Origin of the sequence: Enterobacter cloacae complex sp. SYL001 (genome assembly GCF_049237025.1) — a bacterium.
In the GTDB taxonomy this organism is placed as follows: Bacteria; Pseudomonadota; Gammaproteobacteria; order Enterobacterales; family Enterobacteriaceae; genus Enterobacter; species Enterobacter intestinihominis.
In genome coordinates this window covers 23,841-43,877 of record NZ_JBMKJI010000033.1, presented here as the reverse complement: position 1 = coordinate 43,877, position 20,037 = coordinate 23,841, and the positions used below count along the sequence as shown (strand labels likewise).

Below are 20,037 nucleotides of genomic sequence, written 5' to 3'. Positions count from 1 at the left end.
TGTTCTCCCTCTCCCCGTGGGAGAGGGCCGGGGTGAGGGCATCAGGCCGCATCGTCGCCTGATTCGCCCGGCGGCGCTGCGCTTGCACGGGCCTACGGGCTGGGTGTTCTCCCTCTCCCTGTGGGAGAGGGCCGGGGTGAGGGCACCAGACCGCAGAGGAGTCAATCACTCCCCAAGCGTCGCCACCATCACCGCCTTAATCGTATGCATCCGGTTTTCCGCCTGGTCGAAGACGATGCTCGCCGCCGACTCAAACACCTCGTCCGTCACTTCCATCCCGCCGTGCAGATCGAACTCCTTCGCCATCTGCTTGCCGAGCGTAGTCTGGTCGTCATGGAACGCCGGCAGACAGTGCAGGAACTTCACGTTCGGGTTGCCGGTCAGCGCCATCATTTGCGCGTTCACCTGATACCCCCTCAGCAGCGCAATCCGCTCCGCCCACTTCTCTTTGGCTTCGCCCATCGACACCCAGACGTCGGTATAGATAAAGTCCGCGCCCTTCACGCCCGCCGCCACGTCTTCCGTCAGGGTGATTTTCCCGCCGTGCTTTTCCGCTAGCGCACTGCACTCCGCCACCAGGCTCTCTTCCGGCCAGCAGGCTTTCGGGGCCACCAGGCGTAGATCCAGCCCGGTCAGCGCCGCCGCTTCCAGCATCGAGTTGCCCATGTTGTTGCGCGCGTCGCCCGCGTAGACCAGCGTCATCTCGTTAAACGCCTTGCCCGGCAGGTGCTCCTGCATGGTCAGCAGATCCGCCAGCAGCTGCGTCGGGTGGAACTCGTTGGTCAGCCCGTTCCACACCGGCACGCCCGCATACTGCGCCAGCGTTTCGACGACTTCCTGGCCGTGACCGCGATACTGAATGCCATCGTACATCCGCCCGAGCACGCGTGCGGTATCCTTAATTGACTCTTTATGCCCAATCTGGCTGCCGCTCGGCCCTAACCAGGTAACGCGTGCGCCCTGGTCAAATGCGGCAACTTCGAAAGAGCAACGTGTACGGGTTGAGTCTTTTTCGAAGATGAGCGCGATGTTTTTTCCAGTAAGCTTTTGTACTTCCTTGCCATTTTTTTTATCGGCTTTGAGCTGTGCGGCAAGAGTTAGCAGAGAAGTGAACTGTGCAGGGGTAAAGTCGAGCAATTTCAGAAAGTGTTTCTTGTACAGATCAGACATTTTATCCTCGCATGGCGAACGCCACTTATTGAATTAAAATTCACTTTATATGTGTAATTATTCATTTGCAACCCCGTTTCACAAATCTTTCCAACAAAGGTGGAGGCAAACCCGTCCGTGTGTGAAAATAGAAGTATCTGCCGCACTTTAAAGAGGATTGACCCATGGCAAACCCGGAATTACTGGAAGAGCAACGCGAAGAGACGCGTCTGATTATTGAAGAACTGCTGGAAGACGGTAGCGATCCGGACGCGCTGTACACCATCGAACACCATTTCTCTGCGGACGACTTTGAAGCGCTGGAAAAAATGGCCGTGGAAGCCTTCAAGCTGGGTTACGAAGTGACCGAGCCGGAAGAGCTGGAAGTGGAAGAGGGCGACACCGTCATCTGCTGCGATATCCTGAGCGAAGGCGCGCTGAAGGCGGAGCTGATCGACGCGCAGGTAGAACAGCTGATGAACCTGGCCGAGAAGTTTGACGTGGAATACGACGGCTGGGGAACCTACTTCGAAGATCCGAACGGTGAAGACGGCGAAGAAGGCGACGACGAAGATTACGTCGACGAAGACGACGACGGCGTGCGTCACTAAGCGTTTCAGGCGGTGGCACGCGCCACCGCTTTTTTCAAGGCAGAACCATGGATTACCCGCAGATACTCGCCCCCGTACTCAACTTCCTCCAGTGCCCGACCCCGCAAGCATGGATTGATAAAGCCCGCGACCCGGCGAACCTGCCGCTGCTGCTCACCGACCATATGGTGTGCGAGCTCAAGGCCGCCCAGACCGCGCTGTTACTCGTGCGTAAATACGTCGCCGACGAAAGCGGTGCCGATGCGCTGCTCGACTGGCTCAAGCCCTACGAACAGTTCACCTTCCGCGACGGCCCGGAGCCGGACTTCATCGCCCTGCACAGGCAGATTGGCAAAAGCGTGATGCCCAAAACCGACGACCCGTGGGGACAGGCGCTCATCGACAGCATGGTGCTGCTGATTAAAGAGGAGCTGCACCACTTCTGGCAGGTGCGCGAGGCGATGCTGGCCCGCGACATTCCCTACGTCAAAATCACCGCCAGCCGCTATGCCAAAGGGATGCTGAAGGACGTGCGCACCCACGAACCGCTGACGCTAATCGACAAGCTCATCTGCGGCGCCTACATCGAAGCCCGCTCCTGCGAACGCTTCGCCGCGCTGGCCCCGTTCCTCGACGACGACCTGCAGAAGTTCTATCTCTCGCTGCTGCGCTCGGAAGCGCGCCATTATCAGGACTACCTGACGCTGGCTCAGCAGGTGAGCGACGACGATATCTCACCGCGCATACAGCTTTTTGGCGAAATTGAAGCCACACTTATCTCGACACCGGACCACGAGTTTCGCTTCCACAGCGGCGTGCCGGTGTAAACCGGCATAACTCAAGGATAAGGATGCGAGATGAATAAAAAGTGGACCCGTATTGTGATTATCGTCATTGCGGCTGCCGCCGTGGCGTTCTGGGTGTTTTTCGACAGGCAGCGCGCCCCGGAACGGCAGATGGATAACGCCCTCAACGCGATGCCCGCCTGGCAGGTGATTAAGGAGCAGGAGCCCGCGCTGCATCAGCGCATCCTCGACCAGATGGCCGCCCTGCAAAAAGCGGGCGAGCCGGAGCAGCAGATTATCGACACCATCCAGCCGCAGATCCTGCATCTGCAGATGACGCGCCTGCAAAACGCCCCGGACGCCAACGTGGTGAACTACATGACCATCAACATGGAGCAGACCGCCGCCATCCAGAAGGTGAGCGACGACGCCTGCTTCCGCTTCCTCTACCCGATGGTGAAGGGCGGCATCAACCCGATGCGCATGCTGGATAAAGATTTGATGGCGCGGCGCATGCAGGCCGACGCCGACATGATGCGCGCGGCCTACGGAAAAAATCGCCACACCGTGACCCAAGCCGAACGCGAGGCGGCAGTCGAGGACGTGCGGCCGATTATGAAAGCGCTTGCCGATAAGTACGGTGAGGACATCCAGCTGCTGCAGATGCCGGAGAAGGCGGCGGGCAAAGAGAAGCTCTCCTGCGATATGGTGCAGGAGATGTGGGCCAAGGTGCTGGCGCTGCCGGAGCAGAAGGCGGCAGGGGTGATTCGGCTGGCGGTGTCTGAGCTGGAGTGACGAAGGGCGCTGGTTTTTTGGGCACTTAGCGCGGGTTTCGCGCGTCGTCGCTTGCATGGCGGCGCGCGACAGGTATAATCCACAACGTTTCCGCATCCCCTTCAGTGCCGAAGTGGCGAAATCGGTAGACGCAGTTGATTCAAAATCAACCGTAGAAATACGTGCCGGTTCGAGTCCGGCCTTCGGCACCATCGGAACATCAATAGACGTCAACGGACGTCTTTTTTTGTGCCTGAAATCCAGTATCTGCAAGGCTTTCCTCGCTTTTTCACTCAACCTAAGTCAACCTGATTCAATCTACATCAACTTACTGATGCGGGTACAACTGCGGGTATATCCCGGTTCGATAATGTTTGTACCCACACAGAACCCTTGAAAGGATACTCATCATGGCTCTGAGTGATGTGAAGGTTCGTTCGGCAAAGCCTGAAGCAAAAGCCTACAAACTAACTGACGGTGAAGGCATGGTTTTGCTGGTTCACCCTAACGGCTCCAAATACTGGCGGCTACGTTATCGCTTTGGTGGTAAAGAGAAGATGCTGGCGCTGGGGAAATACCCTGAAGTGTCATTGGCAGATGCCAGAGCTCGCAGGGATGAGGCCCGTAAGCTATTAGCGAATGGCGTCGATCCCAGTGAGAACAAGAAAGCTGTTAAGGTAGAACAAGAGCAAGAAGCGATAACGTTTGAAGTAGTCGCCAGAGACTGGCATGCCAGTAATCAGAAATGGTCTGAGTCGCACAGTGCTCGCGTGTTGAAAAGCCTGGAAGATAATCTCTTCGCGGCCATCGGTAAGCGGAACATTGCTGAGTTGAAGACACGGGATCTGCTTGTACCCATCAAAGCTGTGGAGTCATCCGGGCGTCTTGAAGTCGCCGCCCGTTTACAGCAGCGCACTACCGCGATTATGCGCTTTGCCGTGCAGAGTGGCTTAATCGATTACAACCCAGCACAAGAGATTGCCGGTGCGGTTGCTACGGCGAAAAGACAGCATCGTGCTGCTCTGGAACTTAATCGCATTCCTGAATTGCTTCACCGCATCGATCACTATTCTGGCAGGCCGTTAACCCGACTGGCGGTTGAACTCACTTTGTTGGTTTTCATTCGTTCAAGCGAGCTGCGTTTTGCACGCTGGACAGAAGTGGATTTTGAAACGGCTATGTGGACGATCCCCGGTGAGCGTGAACCGCTGGACGGTGTTAAACATTCACAGCGTGGTTCAAAGATGCGGACGCCCCATCTTGTTCCCTTATCGCGTCAGGCCTTAGCTATTCTGGAAAAGATCAAAAGTATGAATGGGAATCGAGAGCTGATTTTCGTCGGCGATCACGATCCGCGTAAGCCTATGAGTGAAAACACGGTGAACAAGGCTCTGCGGGTTATGGGCTACGATACGAAAGTTGAAGTATGCGGGCATGGTTTTAGGACAATGGCGTGTAGCTCATTGATTGAGTCGGGTTTATGGTCAAAAGATGCGGTAGAGCGACAGATGAGTCACCAGGAGCGTAATTCTGTGCGTGCGGCATACATTCATAAGGCTGAGCACTTGGGGGAGCGCAGGTTGATGGTGCAGTGGTGGGCTGATTATCTGGATGCGAATCGGGAGAAGGGAGTTAGTCCGTTTGATTTTTCAAAGATTGATAGAGTGAATCGACAGGGCGATAGTTCCGCAGTATAAAATTCACTTCGTGAAGTTGAGCACTAAATAAAAAAGATGCCTAGCCGTAAAGATAGCTAGACGTATTTTTTTGATCCTGTGGTTGATAAAGATCGATATTGCACAATATCGATCTTTATTCCACATTTTATTCTTTTATTACAGTTAGTAAGAGCCATATATGGTGTGGCTTAGGCATGCAGCCATTTTGGGAAAAAATGATAATTCAGCCAAAGACACTGTAAATAATTCAGTTTTTCAACGTTACTGCTCCAAAATATCGATTGCTGAAGTGCTCGTGTTTTTGATAAAGCAAGATGCAAGAGTTTGTAATCCTGTACCACCAGTGCGGCCTGACATTAGCAACACAGTAAATTCTATTGCTCACTCCCCCTTACCAATCCTAAGCGGAAGGCAATCCAAGCTTGTCGAAAAATGCCCGGTTACGCTCTCTGGCCGCTTTTACTAATTGGTCAAAACTTGAATCGCCACGGGTTTAACAGACACCTCGGAGTCATTTAAGATGACTTAAAGAGAGGTGCCCATGAGCGGTAAACGTTATCCCGAAGAGTTTAAAATTGAAGCAGTCAAACAGGTTATTGATCGCGGTCATTCTGTTTCCAGCGTTGCAACACGTCTCGATATCACCACCCACAGCCTTTACGCCTGGATAAAGAAGTACGGTCCGGACTCATCCACTAATAAAGAACAGTCAGATGCTCAGGCCGAGATCCGCCGACTCCAGAAGGAGTTGAAGCGGGTTACTGACGAACGGGACATATTAAAAAAAGCCGCTGCGTACTTCGCAAAGCTGTCCGACTGAGGTACGCCTTTATTCGTGACAACTCCCGTTGCTGGCCTGTTCGTCTGCTCTGCAGGGTGCTGGATGTTCATCCCAGTGGCTTTTACGCCTGGTTTAAGCAACCGTATTCTCAGCGCCATCAGGTAGATCTGAGACTGACGGGACAGATCAAACAATTCTGGCTGGAGTCCGGTTGCGTTTATGGTTATCGCAAGATCCATCTGGACTTGCGGGATAGCGGGCAACAGTGCGGAGTGAACAGAGTCTGGCGACTGATGAATCGTGCCGGGATAAAGGCTCAGGTCGGTTACCGTAGCCCGCGGGCACGCAAAGGCGAGGCCAGTATCGTATCGCCCAACAGGCTCCAGCGACAGTTCAATCCGGATGCTCCGGATAAACGTTGGGTAACGGACATAACCTACGTCAGGACCCACGAAGGCAGGCTGTATCTTGCTGTGGTTGTTGATCTGTTCTCACGCAAAATTATCGGCTGGTCAATGCAATCACGGATGACAAAGGACATTGTCCTGAACGCACTGCTGATGGCTGTATGGCGGCGTAATCCCCAAAAACAGGTGCTGGTTCACTCGGACCAGGGCAGTCAGTACACAAGCAATGAGTGGCAGTCGTTCCTAAAAGCACACGGCTTGGAGGGGAGCATGAGCCGTCGCGGTAACTGTCACGATAATGCGGTTGCAGAAAGCTTTTTCCAGTTGCTGAAACGCGAACGGATAAAGAAAAAGATCTACGGAACGCGGGAAGAAGCCCGCAGCGATATTTTTGATTACATCGAAATGTTCTATAACAGTAAGCGTCGGCATGGTTCGAGCAATCAGATGTCACCGACAGAATATGAAAAGCAGTATTATCAACGGCTCGGAAGTGTCTAGATTATCCGTTGCGATTCACTCTGAAGAAGACTTTCCTGCCTGCGTGAATCTTGCTTTGATAGCCATATCGGTGTTCTACTGGTACGGCTTTATACCCATTCGAAATGTCTATTTTTTGTACGGATTTTAACTCGTGGGTACAAGTGCGGGTATAACCATTTATCTCTGCTTATAAACTACATTGATATCAGTCTATTGAGTGTAAAATTCGAGTCCGGCCTTCGCACTCATTCTCTAAAAACCTCCCTCCGATGCCACTCTACAAACCCCTCACCTGGATAATTCCCTTTCACCACCGGCAGCGCAATTTGCTTTCCTGCAAAATCCCAGAACAACCGCCCAACGATCCCATTCCCATTCACTGCCTCGGACACCAGCACCCGCATACTCTCATCAAGCCCAATCGATCCTTTATCAAACGCCTTATGATGAATCGCACACAGCGCCAGCCCGTTCGGGATCTCACACGGCCCGCCAAACTGCTTCCATTTAATATGCGCGGCTTCAAGTCCAACGGAGGCGTTATCATGTCGCATGTTGAATCCGCAGATGGCACATTCATAGTTTTAAGCACGCAGTACCTGCTGGCGGAATAGCGGATCGCGAATCTTACGGATCTGCTGGATATCAAAACCCATCTCATCCGCGATCTCTTCCTGAATGCTTTCAGGAAAATGCGCTTCAAGGATCTGCTGCGCCAGCGAGCCGATCAGATTTTTGTTCTTATTCAGCAGCGCAAAGTGTTCTTCATCAAACCCGCCTGCGACCTTCTGCTCCACAAGTTCTTTAACAGGCGGCTGTTTGCTGCCCGTGGTCGAACAGAACTCAGTATTCTGAAGATCCCAAAACCCGTCCCCCTTGAGCCGCCAGAAGGGCATATTCGGGTAATGCGTCTTCCTCTGTGGGCCAAACCGTTCTAGCAGGCTAAGCAACTGTTCGTGGACTTCGGTTCCATAGTCAAACAATCGCGCATGCCCATGCTGATAGTTCGCCAGCACGTACAGAAGCAATAAAGGTTTATGCGGCGCACGCTGTTCGCCTTTGCGCCAGATGGTGATGTCGGCAATTGCCTGCTCGAGAGTTTTGCTGGAAGCCATCGCGTTACGGAAGAGGGTAAATAATTGCGATAATGCTCGCAAAACCCAGACCAATCAACCCACAATCAACAAAAACATGACCTTACCGCACATAACCCTATTTCCTGAATCCCCCTCGCAAATTCCAAATTTACCCCACGCCAAACCGCTGTATTTATATTCAGTCCTGTATAATGAGCACCAGAAATTACGCCGAACGGCAAAGGAAGTATCAAAGAGAATTTGAAGAAGAATTCGCGATATGAAGGTGCTGCAACACCCCCATACCGCTAACCACCAGCAACTGAAAAGGAGTTGAAAATGGCTGCGACGAATTTTAAGCCAGAGTTTACTGTTTGCAAAACAGAATCAGACGCTTTCACCGGCATGATTGAAAACCGCGAGCTGGTACGCAAAAACAGCGCCCGCCGTCTTCACGGCAACCAACCCAACGCGGCACCCATTCATCCCCGCGCGGAAACGCCGCAGGACAGTGCCGCCTGCTGCGAACTCTATGCACGCATCGATATGAAATACCTTCTTTTGGGCGGCGACTGGTTAAAACGTGCGGGCTTTATCGACGGCATGCCGGTGAAAATCCGCGCCATGAAAGACTGCATTGTGATTACGCCACAACATACAAGAGAATTATGGGGATGCCTGGAAGGTATGAGTGTGGTGAATATAAATAAGCAAAAAGTCGCGCAGTGGTTGAAGACGTTTCCGGGAGCGCTGAATGATACTGGAGATATCCCGTTAGTTAAGCGCAATATAGGCCAAGCAAAATAATAACGTATTGGAACACCCTTGTTCCTGAAACGAGGGTGTTTAAATTAGTGGAAGGGGTAATCTGTTTTTTCAATAATATTATTGAACTGAATGATATGGCTGTATTCTTATCATTGTGGTTATATAGGGAGTTTTTTCAGAAGTATGTTAGAGATCTCAATTTAATTATTGTCCAACATTTATGATTCTTCCTGGAGCAACTCAATGGAATGAACTATGGACACAACCGAAGAACTAAATGGAACGTATTTTTATGCTGGCAGAACAAATCTTACCGCTGGCGGCCTTTTCTTTATGATTTACTGTGAGTCAATTGCCGATCATTTTAGTATTGACGATGTCGCTGGTATTGCTGCGTTATATAGCGGTGCTAATAATCAGAAGACCAGAAAGAAACCCGCGGGAGCGAAGGAAGGAACGTCCCGAGCCTCGAAAGCCATGAGGCGCTATTTCAAACAAGCTAAGTTCCCGTATGGCATTAGGCTCCCGACATGGATTGGCGGCTACACGCCATGGACTGTACGCTGTAGGATGGTTTCACAAATCAGTACGTTTATCGGAAGAACGATTCCATTAGTTGGTATGGTGATATTAGTCGCTGATGTATCGCTAATCACCTATGCTGCAATACGTGATTATAATCGAATCGCACGGGGCAGCGACAAACTATGGTAGAGGATATTGAGCAGCGCATCTACGCCTTAGCCAGACGCTATAACGGCGTTTATCTGATGAATAACGAAGCGAAGCAGAAATTACTGAATGCAAAAACTGATTTGGATACTGACATGCAGCTTGATGTCACTGAAGCAGAAGATTTAATGGAAGAATTTTTTAAAGAATTTGATGTTGATAGAGGGAATTTTAACATAAACACCTACTACCCTGATGAGCCTTTTTCATGGAATCCATTCAAAAAATTCCCGGTGGTGATGGTTCCAGATTTCACTATTGGAATGCTTATCGAATCCGCAAAAGCGGGCAAATGGTTATACGACTAAAACGCAAGGAGCAATAGAATGGCCGTACCTGTACATCTCTTTTTAACCAATGACGGCGGCACAATGATTTGTGGTTCTTGTGACGTTGCACAAAGGGAGGGAAGTATTGAGCTAAGAGGATTACAACATAACCTCAGCCTGCCAACCGACTCGGCAACGGGAAAGGTCACTGGCACTCGCCAACATTCGCCGTTTCAGTTTACCAAGGAATTGGATAGCTCTTCGCCCTATCTGTTCAAAGCGGCAGCAACGGGTCAGACCCTTAAAACGGCTGAATTCAGGTTTTACCATATTAACTATTCCGGGCAGGAGGAGGAGTATTACCGAATCACGCTCGAGAACGTTAAGGTCATTTCTGTGAGTCCAGTAATGTACGACACCCGAGGCTGTCCGGGGACGGGGCATATGGAGGAAGTGGCGTTTAATTATGAGAAGATTACCCATTTGTACAAGGACGGTAACTTGTTAGCGCACGACGCGTGGAACGAACGTCCAACATCGGGTTCCGCTGCTTGATTCTATGTTGAACTTGCCCGCCAGCGTTTCGTTTGTGCGGGCAGGGAATATCATTCTTTATTCCTTTTCGTAAATGATGGCCGAAACATCATAAAAATAACCCACGCGAACATTCCAATAATCTTCATAGGCCTGGGTTCAAACACATCCAGACACACAATTGCGCCAATAACTAATAGCGGACCTTCTATCAGTTCAGCTATCCCTCCTAAAATATGTAACTTATGAGGCAGTGCCCGATTAAGTAATGTCGCAATAAGTTGTGCACTTCCTAATATGATTGTTATTGCGATTGTACGGTCCTCCCAGTTATCAAAACCAACCAAAGAAATGAGGCATGTAGCCAGTACATAACCACAGAATAATATATTCAGCATGTAAATAATAAACTTGCCCATAGCATTTACCGAGACGGTTAAAAAAATAAAGAGTCTATGAATATATCGCTCTTAACAGAATGACAAACGAAAATGGCTAATAATGCATTTAAGAATTTTTTGCGCCTCGCTTATTTACGCAATAATCAAGTTAGCGGCTTCATGCCAATCCCCCGCACTTCACCGCTAAACCTACTTTAACTAAACACCGGCACCCCCAGCCCAACCTTCACCTCCCTCAACGTCTCCTGCGTCACCCCCTGCGCCCGTTCCGTGCCGCGCTTCAGCATCGCCATCAGCTCCCCCTTGTCCTGCATATACATCGCCCTCCGCTCCCGCATCGGCGCAATCAGCTCCTGCAAACACGCCTCCAGCTCGTTCTTGCAAACCCGGTCGCCCAGCCCGCCCGCCTGATAATGCGCCTTCATCGCCGCCACTTTCTCCTTGTCCGGGTGAAACGCGTCGAGATACGTAAACACCACGTTCCCCTCAATCTGCCCCGGGTCGCTCACCTTCAGGTGGTTCGGGTCGGTGTACATGGCGCTTACCGCACGGTGAATGGTTTCTTCGCTGGCCGACAGGTGCAGCGTGTTGCCCAGCGATTTCGACATCTTGGCGCTGCCGTCGATGCCGGGCAGGCGGCTGGTGTCGCTCAGCATCGCCTTGCAGTGGCGCAGCACCGGGGTGGGCAGCAGGCTGTTCATCTTGTGCACAATCTCGTTGGTCTGCTCAATCATCGGCAACTGGTCGTCGCCGACGGGCACGCACTCGGCCTTAAACGCGGTGATGTCCGCTGCCTGGCTGATGGGGTAGGCCATAAACCCGACCGGCAGCGAGCGGGCGAAGCCCTTCTGCGCAATCTCGTTTTTCACCGTCGGGTTACGCTCCACGCGGGCGACGGTGACGATGTTCATATACAGCATCGTCAGCTCGGCGAGGGCGGGCAGGGCGGATTGTAGGCAGATCGTGGTCAGGTTCGGGTCGATACCGGCGGCGAGGTAGTCGGCCAGCACTTCGGGGATGTTGTCGCGGATCTTCTGCGGGTTGCTGCCGTTGTCGGTCAGCCCCTGAAGGTCAGCAATCAGCACAAACTGGTTGTGCGTCTGCTGAAGCGCCACGCGCTGGCGCAGCGATCCGACGAAGTGGCCGAGGTGCAGTGGGCCGGTTGGGCGGTCGCCGGTGAGGATGGTTGGTGCGTTCATAAAGACTCCTTAACGTTGTCATGCCGAAAGGGGTCTTAGAAATGTGAAAGCCGCCTTTCGGCGGCTATCTGAAAATGGGGAAAACTACTCCGTGCCGCCTTAAGAAGGCAGCCACCAGCGGTTTACGGTGAGCACGGCGTGGTTTATGTTCATCTCATTACCGTATCACGTCCGGCGCGAAAAACAAAAGGGCACGTCATGCTGCAATCACTCAACCATCTGACCCTCGCGGTCAGCGACCTGCAAAAAAGCGTCACCTTCTGGCACGAGCTGCTGGGGCTTGCGCTGCACGCCCGCTGGAATACCGGGGCCTATCTCACCTGCGGCGATCTATGGGTCTGCCTGTCCTACGACGAGGCGCGCCAGTACGTGCCACCGCAGGAGAGCGACTACACCCACTACGCGTTTACCGTGGCGGAAGCGGATTTTGAACCGCTCTCGCAAAGGCTTGAGCAGGCGGGCGTCACCGTCTGGAAGCAGAACAAAAGCGAGGGGGCGTCGTTCTATTTTCTCGACCCGGACGGGCACAAGCTGGAGCTGCACGTGGGCAGCCTCGCCGCGCGGCTGGCGGCGTGTCGCGAGAAGCCCTATGCGGGCATGGTATTTACTTCAGACGGGGCTTGAGGCGCGCACCTTCAGCCTGCCCGCCAGCGTCACGTGTGTGGCGGCATCTTCCTGATTGCACAGGTACTCCACCGCCAGCCGTCCCAGCTCGCTGTAGGGCAGCTGGATACTGGTCAGCGGTGGGGTGAGCTGTTCGGAAATCTTCTGGTCGTCGTAGCCCGCCAGCAGCATGTCCTGCGGGATACGCACGCCATTCACCGCCAGCGCCTGGTAGCAGCCAATCGCCAGCCAGTCGCTGGCACAGAAGATGGCGTCCGGACGCTCGGTCAGTTCCAGCAGGGCCGTGGTGGCGGTAAAGGACTCGCTGAACTGCCAGTTGGTCTGGCGCACCAGGCTCTCGTCACAAGTTAAACCGGCCTGCTTCAATGCCGCCTGGTAGCCCGCCAGACGCTGGCGCGAGGCCTCCATCCAGCTCTCGCCGGTGATGTGGGCGATACGGCTGGCGCCGCAGGCGATGAGGTGTTTAGTCACCTGGAAGGCGTTGGCGTAGTCGTCCGGGATAAACGACGGCAGCAGCGGCGAGCCAGGGTCGCGCTGGTTGAGCAGCACCAGCGGGATGCGGGTACAGTCCTGAAATGGCGTCATATCGACGACGTTCGTGACCGGAGAGGCAAGGATAATCCCAATGCAGTTGCGCTTGTCCAGCTGGCGGATGATGTTCAGGGCCAGCTCCACGTCGTCGCCGTAGTCGTAGACGGTGAGCAGCGTCTCGTTGCGCCACGCCGCTTCCCGCGCCTGGCTGATGGCGTCGATAAACGGGTCGAAGCTCTGCAACGAGCTGACCAGCAGGGCGATCTCCTCCTGGTTGCGCGGAGCGTGAATGGCAGGAAGACGGTCGTAGCCGAGCTCGGTAGCGACGTTGATCACCCGCTGGCGGGTGTCGTCGCTGAGCTTGATGTTGCGGGACTGGTTAAGCACCAGCGATACCGTCGCCTGCGACACGCCCGCCGCCCGCGCAATATCGTTCATCGTCACTTTCATTTTTCGCTTCATCCGTCCTCTCCCTTTCGCGAATTTGCATCATACCCTAACCGCACGCTTTAGCGCCGCCGATCACGTTTCTCATTCATCGAAGCGTGAACTTTGTGAGAGGCGTCGCTTTTCTTTGCACCGCGATTTGCGCATTTATCCCACAGCTAATATTTATTAGCTAAACATTATCAGCAAGAGGATGCGTAATGAAAGAGCAGTGGAGTAAAGAACAGGCACAGGCGTGGTATCAGCAAAAAGGCTGGTTGTGCGGGTTCAACTATCTGCCGTCGACAGCGGTGAACTGGACCGATATCTGGCAGGAAGAGACCTTCGATGCCGCCACTATCGACCGCGAGCTGGGCTGGGCGGCGGACGCGGGCTATAACACCCTGCGCATCAACCTGCCGTTCATCGTCTGGGAGCACGACCGCGACGGGCTGATGGCGCGCATCGACCGGTTTTTGACGATTGCCGACGACAACGGGTTCAGCACCATGCTGACCCTGATGGACGACTGCGGTTTCTCCGGCGACGAGCCGTACCTCGGCCCGCAAAAGCCGCCCGTACCGGGCAAACACAACAGCCAGGCGGCGGCAAGCCCGGGACGCGACAAGGTGTGCGATCGCGACTGCTGGCCACAGATTGAGCGCTATATCCGCGACGTTGTGCGCCAGTTCCGCGAGGATAAGCGCGTGTTGCTCTGGGATCTGTATAACGAGCCGGGCAACCGCGGCATTTTCGCGACGGGCACGCAGGAGGTGCAGTACGACGCGAAGCTGGAGACCTGCGCCCACGCGCTGATGAAGCTGGCGTTCCAGTGGGTGCGTGAAGAAGACCCGACCCAGCCGCTCACCGTCTGCGCGTGGCGCGTCCCGCCGGAAGAGGAGGGCGAGACGTTCTTCCAGCACCCGCTGGACCAGACCGCGCTGGCGCTCTCGGACGTGGTGAGCTTCCACGCCTACACCCACACGGGGCGCATGACGGCGATGATTCAGCAGCTGCAAGCGCTCGGTCGCCCGCTGTTCTGCACCGAATGGCTGGCGCGCCACGTGGGCAGCACGATTGAAGAGCAGCTTCCGCTGATGTACATGGCGAAGGTTGCGCCGTATCAGTGGGGGCTGGTGCGCGGCAAAACCCAGACGTGGCTGCCGTGGCCGGTGGTGATGAAGGAGTCCACGGACTACTGTCGCCTCTGGTTCCACGACGTGTTTGAGGAGAACGGCATTCCGTTCTCACGCGCTGAAATTGCGCTGATGCAGAAGCTGCGCAAAATCGCCCCGAATCCGCAGGGCTAATAATAACGACCCGGCGCGCTGTCGCCGGGCAACCAGGTACGCACTATGGCAACGACAATGAAAATACCGTCTCGCGAGTTGTGGTCTTATTTTGGCTATGGTTTAGGTCAGTGTTTTAGTTTTGGTTTAGTGGGTTCGTTTATTAACTATTTTTACACCGACGTGTTGGGGATCTCGGCGCTGGCGGCGAGCACCATCTTCCTGATTGCCCGCGCGTGGGACGCGGTTCACGATCCGCTGTTTGCCAGCATAATGGACACGATTAACAGCCGGTTCGGCAAGTTTCGCCACTTTTTGCTGATCGCGCCTTTGCTGATCACCGGCGTCACGCTGCTGTCGTTCTATAAAATCGAAGCGGACATGACCACCAAAATCCTCTACGCCGGGGTGACGTATATCCTGTGGGGGACGCTGTACGCCATCTCCGATATCCCGTTCTGGTCGATGTCGTCGGTGATGACCAACGACTCCGCCCAGCGCACCCGCGCGGTGACGGCGGCGATGCTCGGGGTGAACGCCGGGATTGCCTGCGCCAATATCTTCTTCCCGAAGCTGGCGGCGTTCTTCGCCCAGTACAGCAACGATAAAGGCTACTTTATGGCGGCGCTGGTGATGATGCTGGTGGGCCTGCCGCTGATGCTCAACGGCTTTATGCAGATCAAAGAGCGCGTCCCGCCCAGCCCGGAAAAGGTGACGATGCGCGACACCTTCCACAACCTGCGCCAGAACAAGCCGCTGTTTATCGTCCTGCTGTCGTTCTTTTTTTGCGTGTTCCACAACGTTGCGGGCGGGCTGTATATCTACTTCTTTATCAACAACCTGGGCGACGGCAGCCTGCAGATGGCGATTGGCGTGATGGGCATTGTGGCGGCGGTGCTGTGCCTGGTCGCCCCGATGCTGACGCGCCGGATGCAGAAGCGGAAGCTGTTTATGATCCTCTGCGGGCTGGACGTGGCGGTGCGCGTGGTGATGTGGTTTGTCGGGTATCAACAGGTGACGATGCTGTTTATTCTCCTCGGCCTGAGCACGCTGTTCGTGATGATGACCAACATCCTCACCTCGTCGATGATTGCCGACACCATCGAGTACGCGGAGTACCACACTAACAAGCGCTGCGCGGCGATCACCTTCTCCGGGCAGACCTTTACCGGCAAGATGTCGGTGGCGGTGGGTGGCGGGTTAATCGGCGTGTTTCTGACGATGATCGGCTACGTGCCGCAGGCGCAAATCCAGAGCGAAGGCGTGCTGTCGGGGCTGTTCTTCGGGATTTGCCTGCTGCCGGCGATTGGGTCGCTGATCCGCATGGGCTTTATGTCGCGCTTTACCTTTACCGAGGAGAAGCATGCGGAGGTTTGTCGGTTGCTGGCGGAGCGTAGGCATCATGTAGAAAATAGCCGTGCGGAGAATGAGCGGCTGGAGCGTCCGGCCCCGGCGAACTAAGAGAAATGGGCGCCTGTCATGCAGGCGTCCACTTCAGAACTTAATTCACGTCAGTTATCCCACAGCAATCACGCGCTAATTTCAATAATTGCTGAGTCATTGTGGCGGCATCTGCTGCTAAATCTAAGGTGGCAAAGTGGATTTTATGCCCCTGTACCTCAACGAATTCGTAGAGCATTACATCGACGGCTGGATGAAGTAATAATCCAGCTGAACAGAGAGATAATGGGTCTGTTCGGTTCTCCTGCGTTCGCAGATAGGTATAAATCTGGTAGATATAACCGCTGCGCAAGCTCTTATCGCGATACCAGCCTTTAGTCAGAATGTTATTGAATTTGGTGTCGATGATGACGCGCTGTGGAGGTTGCTTGTGCTCAAGAATAATGTCCGAGTTCATGGTTGGGAAAATACTTTCGCTCCCTGCACTTTGAGACGTTAATCCCCATTTCAACTCTTTTCCGGCAGCGACTGTCCAGTCTTTTTTGGGAAGATGGAAGTGATAGAAACCCGCCATACTTTTCTCGAAGAGCTTGCGCATCCAATAAGGGTCATCAGAAGGCGTTGGCAACAGTTTTTGCCCCGCAGTTTGGGTTGGTAGCCATAATTCAAATGCCAGCTTCGCGGCATCGACCATGGCTTTATCCGCCGCATCATGGCGGCCAAAACGTGTGATTGACGGCAGTTCACCTTTGCCGGGCATACCCCCCTCAATACCACGACGACGCAAATTGATTGCCATTGTGCGACATTGTGCAGCCAGCGTGCCGTTGCTGAGCAGCGGAACAAGGTGCTCTAACGCAGAGCGAACATAGCGATTTCGTGGTGTGTCCAGCGTCATTTCCTGAAACTGGCAGGTTACCTGTGCCCGCTCAAGCAATTGTCGACTAGTTGTGCGCAGAACATCAATGCGTCCCCTTACCCTGTTAAGCGTGGCGCGGCGAGTTTGGTATCCCATACTTAAATGCCTTAACAGCCGCTGCTCCACTTCGTGAAGCAGGATCCTGGCCACCAGCGCCGGGATCTCCTCCGGGTTGTTTTCAGCGGCAACCATGCTGCGCCCGTGGTGGCGAAACAGACTGGAGGCGTACAGCATCAATAGCCAGATATTCCGCAAAGGAATACGCGATACAGCTGCCCGAGCCTGCGTATCGTCACGTTCAGCAAGATCGGTCATACGCTGAGAAGCTCCTTTCTGGAATCCTGGACTTTCTCCGGCGTATCAAACCAGTATTCGGCAAGTAAAGGGCAGATTTCGGTTTCGACAATCTGCTCGTACCAGGTCATCCCGTCGTCAATTTTCAACCCCGCAGGTGGGGTTACATAGCTATGCCCGATACAAAATTGAGGTCCCAGGGCCGCATCCCTGGACAATTTTTCATTTAAAGCGGTTAATTTGGATTCGATAAGGGCTAATGTGTCCAGGCTCACATTAAACCGTTGGTTAACCCATTTTTTCCACGCGTCGTTAAACTCGGGCTTTAGATCAATAAACGCAAAGCGGCGCCGTAATGCCAGGTCTAGCAGGGCAAGCGAGCGGTCAGCGATATTCATCGTCCCGATGATATACAGGTTTTCAGGAATGTAGGTTTTTTCATCCATATCAGATCGATATGAGAGCTCAAGCGCCTCATTCGGCGTACGTTTATCCGCCTCCATCAGCGTCAGCGTTTCGCCAAAAATTTGCGCAGGATTGCCCCGGTTAATCTCCTCAATAATGACCACGTACTTAGTTGTCGGATCGTTTACTGCTTTGTCGATTGCATGGAGAAAAGGCCCGTCTACCAGTGCTAAACGTCCTTCATTGTTAGGACGCCAGCCGCGAATAAAGTCTTCGTAGGAGAGGGTAGGGTGGAACTGCACCGCGCTGATGCGCTTAGAGGTTTCCTCGCCCATCAGACAATACGCCAGACGGCGCGCAAGCCAGGTTTTACCGGTTCCCGGCGGGCCCTGAAGGATCAGGTTTTTTTTGGCCTGTAACCGCTGAAGGATGAATTGGATTTTTTCCTCTTCTAAAAAGCAGCCCTCATCGATCAAATTGCTTATCGCGTAAGGCTTGTGGGGGATTTCTGCGGGCACGTTCTCTTCAACCGTTTCCTCGGTGATGCTCTGCAATTCACCTTTATCGAAGTTGAGGTATTCATAATTGCCGGGGGTCTGAAACTCCAGTTCATCATCATCACGTAGTTTTTGCAGATAATATGAAATGGATGATTCAATAGTATTGTTATTGGGATAATCCGCCTTAATCTCATCCAGATAGGCCTCTTTTAACTCCCTCAAAGAGAAAAATGGGCTGTCTTTTCGTAGGCACAGCACCTTGATCTTATTGAGCAAATACGCTTTCCATGTCATCCGCTCGACTTCATCATTTGACTGTTGCAAATCGATATTCCATGCCGCCAGAGAGAGTTCAGGGAAGGAGTGAACCGGATAGTTTGGCTGGGTAAAAGCCTTTTTGAGCGCCAGGGCTACGGTCTGATAGTTGTGTCCGCTACAGCGCCCTTTGGCACCTTTTTTAATGATTTTAATGTTCAGGACTTTCTGGATGTAGTACTGAGACTGGCTATCCAGCGTAGGGTAGAACCAGGGGCGTAGCCAGTACAATCCCATTGTCAGGTTCCAGCCCACATTGCGCACGTTAGATGCGGCGTCATAAGAAAAGAGGAAGTCAGCGGGATCGGCGTTTGGGGTGTCGGCGAAGGAGATTGCCTGAGAAAACATTTCCCACAGCGTATCGATGTCTTCAGGCTTACGTGATTTCTCATAGCCAAAGAACCATGATTTCTGATTGTTAAGTAGCGGAATACCGTCGAACGATTCAGGAACCTTTTCGCGTACGCCTATCAGTTTTGCCAGGCTGGCTGCGATATTTCTTCGGTTGGTAACGGTAAGCGAGCGATTAAACAAGCCCATAGTGGTGAAAGGACAAATGTCTTTCAAAGGATGGGGGACGCCATTAGCGGGCTTGTCCTGTAGGTGTGACATACTACCAATCTCAGCAGCAATGCGGTGAATACCCGCCACCAACTCCTCTCTTCGATTTCGCCAGGTCAGTAGCTGAGAGGCAAAAGCCTGATAAAAGTCTGCCCATTCGAATCTGACGTCTTGCTCAACTGCGTCCATATGCTCTCCAGTAAAATTACAGGCTTCGGTAACCTGGCGAATGAATTTTACGGGATTGCAAGCCTGAGTGAATAACTACCTAAAACAGTGATCTATAAGGGCATGCCGGATCAACATGCCCCTGGACGACGTTACAGCGACTTCACAAACGCCAGCAGATCTTCGTTGAGCTGATCCTGGTGGGTCAGCGCGAAGCCGTGCGGGGCGTTGTCGTACACCTTCAGCGTGGCGTTTTTGATCATCTCCGCCGCAAGCTTGCCGGTGCTTTCAAACGGCACGATCTGGTCGTTGCTGCCGTGGATCACCAGCGTCGGCACGTCGATTTTCGCCATATCCGGGCGGAAGTCGGTTTCGCCGAAGGCGGTCACGCAGTCGATGGTGCCCTTCAGGGATGCCAGCAGGGCGATGTTCAGCGTCTGGGTCAGCGCGCCTGCGGACACGGTCTGCCCAGCGTTGATGCCGTAGAACGGGGTGGCGAAGTCGCTGATGAACTGGGCGCGATCTTTACGCAGTCCGTCACGGATGCCGTCGAACACGCTCTGATCCACACCCTGCGGGAAGGAGTCGGATTTGCCGAAGATTGGCGTCACCGCGCCCAGCAGCGCCAGACCAGCCACGCGTTCGCTGCCGTAGTTGTTGATGTAGCGGGTCACGTCGCCGCCGCCCATGGAGAAGCCCACCAGCGTTACGTCGCGCAGATCCAGGGTAGTAATCAGGTCGTTAATGTCGGACGCAAAGGTGTCGTAGTCATAGCCGTTCCACGGCTGATCCGAACGCCCAAAGCCGCGACGGTCAAAGGCGATGGCGCGGAAGCCGCGCTCGGCCAGGTAGTTTAGCTGGCTGTCCCACATGTCGCCGTCCAGCGGCCAGCCGTGGCTGAAGAGGATCGGTTTGCCCGCGCCGCAGTCTTTGTAGTAAATCTGCGTGCCGTCTTTTGCCTTAAACAGTGCCATAGT

20 protein-coding genes, 1 tRNA gene and 1 pseudogene are annotated in these 20,037 nt (G+C 53.6%); 13 read left to right on the top strand and 9 right to left on the bottom strand.

Translation table 11 applies throughout. The annotated features are described in order from the left end of the window. Positions 1 to 165 precede the first annotated feature (165 nt). Together argF and argL are read right to left on the bottom strand one after the other, a co-directional pair. Entirely contained in the window at positions 166 to 1,170 is a 1,005-nt protein-coding gene (gene argF, locus ACOTZP_RS21475; RefSeq protein ID WP_032625248.1) for an ornithine carbamoyltransferase, read from the bottom strand. Beyond that, positions 1,140 to 1,235, bottom strand: a complete 96-nt coding sequence (gene argL / locus ACOTZP_RS21470; protein ID WP_213083700.1) for a putative translational regulatory protein ArgL — start codon at positions 1,233 to 1,235, stop codon at positions 1,140 to 1,142. The genes argF and argL overlap by 31 nt, the downstream gene beginning before the upstream one ends. Positions 1,236 to 1,334: 99 nt before the next feature. Between argL and rraB the strand changes: the two genes are divergently transcribed. The 6 genes from rraB to ACOTZP_RS21440 all read left to right on the top strand — a co-directional run bounded on the left by rraB (position 1,335) and on the right by ACOTZP_RS21440 (position 6,666). Continuing rightward, on the top strand, positions 1,335 to 1,760 hold the full coding sequence (gene rraB, locus ACOTZP_RS21465) for a ribonuclease E inhibitor RraB (RefSeq protein WP_032625251.1): 426 nt from the start codon (positions 1,335 to 1,337) through the stop codon (positions 1,758 to 1,760). 47 nt (positions 1,761 to 1,807) lie between these two features. Next, positions 1,808 to 2,566: a tRNA isopentenyl-2-thiomethyl-A-37 hydroxylase MiaE gene (gene miaE, locus ACOTZP_RS21460; protein ID WP_032625253.1), complete on the top strand. Its 759-nt coding sequence runs from the start codon at positions 1,808 to 1,810 to the stop codon at positions 2,564 to 2,566. A 30-nt stretch (positions 2,567 to 2,596) separates the two neighbouring features. Next, positions 2,597 to 3,319 carry a hypothetical protein gene (locus tag ACOTZP_RS21455; protein ID WP_032625255.1) on the top strand — a complete coding sequence of 241 codons (723 nt, stop codon included), beginning with the start codon at positions 2,597 to 2,599 and terminating at the stop codon, positions 3,317 to 3,319. Between the two features lie 106 nt (positions 3,320 to 3,425). Next, positions 3,426 to 3,510 (top strand) — tRNA-Leu (locus ACOTZP_RS21450). A 198-nt stretch (positions 3,511 to 3,708) separates the two neighbouring features. Continuing rightward, complete coding sequence (locus ACOTZP_RS21445) at positions 3,709 to 4,995, top strand: tyrosine-type recombinase/integrase (protein ID WP_410741988.1); 1,287 nt, start codon at positions 3,709 to 3,711, stop codon at positions 4,993 to 4,995. 523 nt (positions 4,996 to 5,518) lie between these two features. Beyond that, a protein-coding gene (locus ACOTZP_RS21440) for an IS3 family transposase (protein ID WP_421633780.1) occupies positions 5,519 to 6,666 on the top strand; the annotation gives its coding sequence in 2 pieces (ribosomal slippage) (positions 5,519 to 5,756 and positions 5,756 to 6,666; 1,149 coding nt in all). A gap of 227 nt (positions 6,667 to 6,893) precedes the next feature. Here ACOTZP_RS21440 and ACOTZP_RS21435 read toward each other — a convergent pair. Next, positions 6,894 to 7,763 (bottom strand): annotated as a pseudogene (locus ACOTZP_RS21435) (phosphorothioated DNA-binding restriction endonuclease). 300 nt (positions 7,764 to 8,063) lie between these two features. Between ACOTZP_RS21435 and ACOTZP_RS21430 the strand changes: the two are divergent. The 4 genes from ACOTZP_RS21430 to ACOTZP_RS21415 all read left to right on the top strand — a co-directional run bounded on the left by ACOTZP_RS21430 (position 8,064) and on the right by ACOTZP_RS21415 (position 10,048). Then, entirely contained in the window at positions 8,064 to 8,531 is a 468-nt protein-coding gene (locus tag ACOTZP_RS21430) for a SymE family type I addiction module toxin (protein ID WP_080686362.1), read from the top strand. 216 nt (positions 8,532 to 8,747) lie between these two features. Next, positions 8,748 to 9,206 (top strand): STM2901 family protein, encoded by a 459-nt coding sequence (locus ACOTZP_RS21425; RefSeq protein WP_271075048.1) that lies wholly within the window; start codon positions 8,748 to 8,750, stop codon positions 9,204 to 9,206. After that, positions 9,200 to 9,532, top strand: coding sequence for a DUF1493 family protein (locus ACOTZP_RS21420; protein WP_032625306.1), 333 nt, complete (start codon positions 9,200 to 9,202; stop codon positions 9,530 to 9,532). The genes ACOTZP_RS21425 and ACOTZP_RS21420 overlap by 7 nt, the downstream gene beginning before the upstream one ends. Before the next feature lie 18 nt (positions 9,533 to 9,550). Further along, a complete protein-coding gene (locus tag ACOTZP_RS21415; protein ID WP_023315311.1) occupies positions 9,551 to 10,048 on the top strand; it encodes an Hcp family type VI secretion system effector in 498 nt (165 codons plus the stop codon). Between the two features lie 50 nt (positions 10,049 to 10,098). Here ACOTZP_RS21415 and ACOTZP_RS21410 read toward each other — a convergent pair whose 3' ends face one another. Beyond that, positions 10,099 to 10,446 (bottom strand): hypothetical protein, encoded by a 348-nt coding sequence (locus ACOTZP_RS21410; protein ID WP_271075047.1) that lies wholly within the window; start codon positions 10,444 to 10,446, stop codon positions 10,099 to 10,101. Between the two features lie 176 nt (positions 10,447 to 10,622). After that, positions 10,623 to 11,627 carry a tryptophan--tRNA ligase gene (trpS, locus tag ACOTZP_RS21405; RefSeq protein ID WP_032625314.1) on the bottom strand — a complete coding sequence of 335 codons (1,005 nt, stop codon included), beginning with the start codon at positions 11,625 to 11,627 and terminating at the stop codon, positions 10,623 to 10,625. 198 nt (positions 11,628 to 11,825) lie between these two features. On the opposite strand from trpS, the gene fosA reads away from it, so the two are divergent. Next, complete coding sequence (gene fosA / locus ACOTZP_RS21400) at positions 11,826 to 12,251, top strand: FosA/FosA2 family fosfomycin resistance glutathione transferase (protein WP_032625316.1); 426 nt, start codon at positions 11,826 to 11,828, stop codon at positions 12,249 to 12,251. Here the strand turns inward: fosA and ACOTZP_RS21395 are convergent. Next, positions 12,237 to 13,244, bottom strand: a complete 1,008-nt coding sequence (locus ACOTZP_RS21395) for a LacI family DNA-binding transcriptional regulator (RefSeq protein ID WP_271075046.1) — start codon at positions 13,242 to 13,244, stop codon at positions 12,237 to 12,239. The genes fosA and ACOTZP_RS21395 overlap by 15 nt on opposite strands. Before the next feature lie 185 nt (positions 13,245 to 13,429). Here ACOTZP_RS21395 and ACOTZP_RS21390 point away from each other — a divergent pair, with 185 nt between their 5' ends. Beyond that, positions 13,430 to 14,518, top strand: a complete 1,089-nt coding sequence (locus ACOTZP_RS21390) for a cellulase family glycosylhydrolase (protein ID WP_271075045.1) — start codon at positions 13,430 to 13,432, stop codon at positions 14,516 to 14,518. Positions 14,519 to 14,563: 45 nt separating this feature from the next. After that, on the top strand, positions 14,564 to 15,958 hold the full coding sequence (locus ACOTZP_RS21385) for an MFS transporter (RefSeq protein ID WP_032625323.1): 1,395 nt from the start codon (positions 14,564 to 14,566) through the stop codon (positions 15,956 to 15,958). Positions 15,959 to 15,998: 40 nt separating this feature from the next. On the opposite strand, the gene mcrC is transcribed toward ACOTZP_RS21385, so the two are convergent. From mcrC to ACOTZP_RS21370, 3 genes are all read right to left on the bottom strand, one after another. Next, a complete protein-coding gene (gene mcrC, locus ACOTZP_RS21380) occupies positions 15,999 to 17,132 on the bottom strand; it encodes a 5-methylcytosine-specific restriction endonuclease system specificity protein McrC (RefSeq protein ID WP_032625325.1) in 1,134 nt (377 codons plus the stop codon). Beyond that, a complete protein-coding gene (locus tag ACOTZP_RS21375; RefSeq protein WP_032625327.1) occupies positions 17,129 to 19,081 on the bottom strand; it encodes an AAA family ATPase in 1,953 nt (650 codons plus the stop codon). Before ACOTZP_RS21375 ends, mcrC begins: the two co-directional genes overlap by 4 nt. 131 nt (positions 19,082 to 19,212) lie before the next feature. Further along, positions 19,213 to 20,034: an alpha/beta fold hydrolase gene (locus tag ACOTZP_RS21370; protein ID WP_271075043.1), complete on the bottom strand. Its 822-nt coding sequence runs from the start codon at positions 20,032 to 20,034 to the stop codon at positions 19,213 to 19,215. Between the last annotated feature and the right edge of the window lie 3 nt (positions 20,035 to 20,037).

Bases quoted from the DNA above. Each gene is read 5' to 3' on its own strand.
- trpS (WP_032625314.1), bottom strand. From the start codon at position 11,627: ATGAACGCACCAACCATCCTCACCGGCGACCGCCCAACCGGCCCACTG.
- ACOTZP_RS21410 (WP_271075047.1), bottom strand. From the start codon at position 10,446: ATGGGCAAGTTTATTATTTACATGCTGAATATATTATTCTGTGGTTAT.
- ACOTZP_RS21425 (WP_271075048.1), top strand. From the start codon at position 8,748: ATGGACACAACCGAAGAACTAAATGGAACGTATTTTTATGCTGGCAGA.
- argF (WP_032625248.1), bottom strand. From the start codon at position 1,170: ATGTCTGATCTGTACAAGAAACACTTTCTGAAATTGCTCGACTTTACC.
- ACOTZP_RS21370 (WP_271075043.1), bottom strand. From the start codon at position 20,034: ATGGCACTGTTTAAGGCAAAAGACGGCACGCAGATTTACTACAAAGAC.
- argL (WP_213083700.1), bottom strand. From the start codon at position 1,235: ATGAATAATTACACATATAAAGTGAATTTTAATTCAATAAGTGGCGTT.
- ACOTZP_RS21415 (WP_023315311.1), top strand. From the start codon at position 9,551: ATGGCCGTACCTGTACATCTCTTTTTAACCAATGACGGCGGCACAATG.
- ACOTZP_RS21395 (WP_271075046.1), bottom strand. From the start codon at position 13,244: ATGAAGCGAAAAATGAAAGTGACGATGAACGATATTGCGCGGGCGGCG.
- ACOTZP_RS21445 (WP_410741988.1), top strand. From the start codon at position 3,709: ATGGCTCTGAGTGATGTGAAGGTTCGTTCGGCAAAGCCTGAAGCAAAA.
- rraB (WP_032625251.1), top strand. From the start codon at position 1,335: ATGGCAAACCCGGAATTACTGGAAGAGCAACGCGAAGAGACGCGTCTG.
- miaE (WP_032625253.1), top strand. From the start codon at position 1,808: ATGGATTACCCGCAGATACTCGCCCCCGTACTCAACTTCCTCCAGTGC.
- fosA (WP_032625316.1), top strand. From the start codon at position 11,826: ATGCTGCAATCACTCAACCATCTGACCCTCGCGGTCAGCGACCTGCAA.
- mcrC (WP_032625325.1), bottom strand. From the start codon at position 17,132: ATGACCGATCTTGCTGAACGTGACGATACGCAGGCTCGGGCAGCTGTA.
- ACOTZP_RS21455 (WP_032625255.1), top strand. From the start codon at position 2,597: ATGAATAAAAAGTGGACCCGTATTGTGATTATCGTCATTGCGGCTGCC.
- ACOTZP_RS21420 (WP_032625306.1), top strand. From the start codon at position 9,200: ATGGTAGAGGATATTGAGCAGCGCATCTACGCCTTAGCCAGACGCTAT.
- ACOTZP_RS21430 (WP_080686362.1), top strand. From the start codon at position 8,064: ATGGCTGCGACGAATTTTAAGCCAGAGTTTACTGTTTGCAAAACAGAA.
- ACOTZP_RS21385 (WP_032625323.1), top strand. From the start codon at position 14,564: ATGGCAACGACAATGAAAATACCGTCTCGCGAGTTGTGGTCTTATTTT.
- ACOTZP_RS21390 (WP_271075045.1), top strand. From the start codon at position 13,430: ATGAAAGAGCAGTGGAGTAAAGAACAGGCACAGGCGTGGTATCAGCAA.
- ACOTZP_RS21375 (WP_032625327.1), bottom strand. From the start codon at position 19,081: ATGGACGCAGTTGAGCAAGACGTCAGATTCGAATGGGCAGACTTTTAT.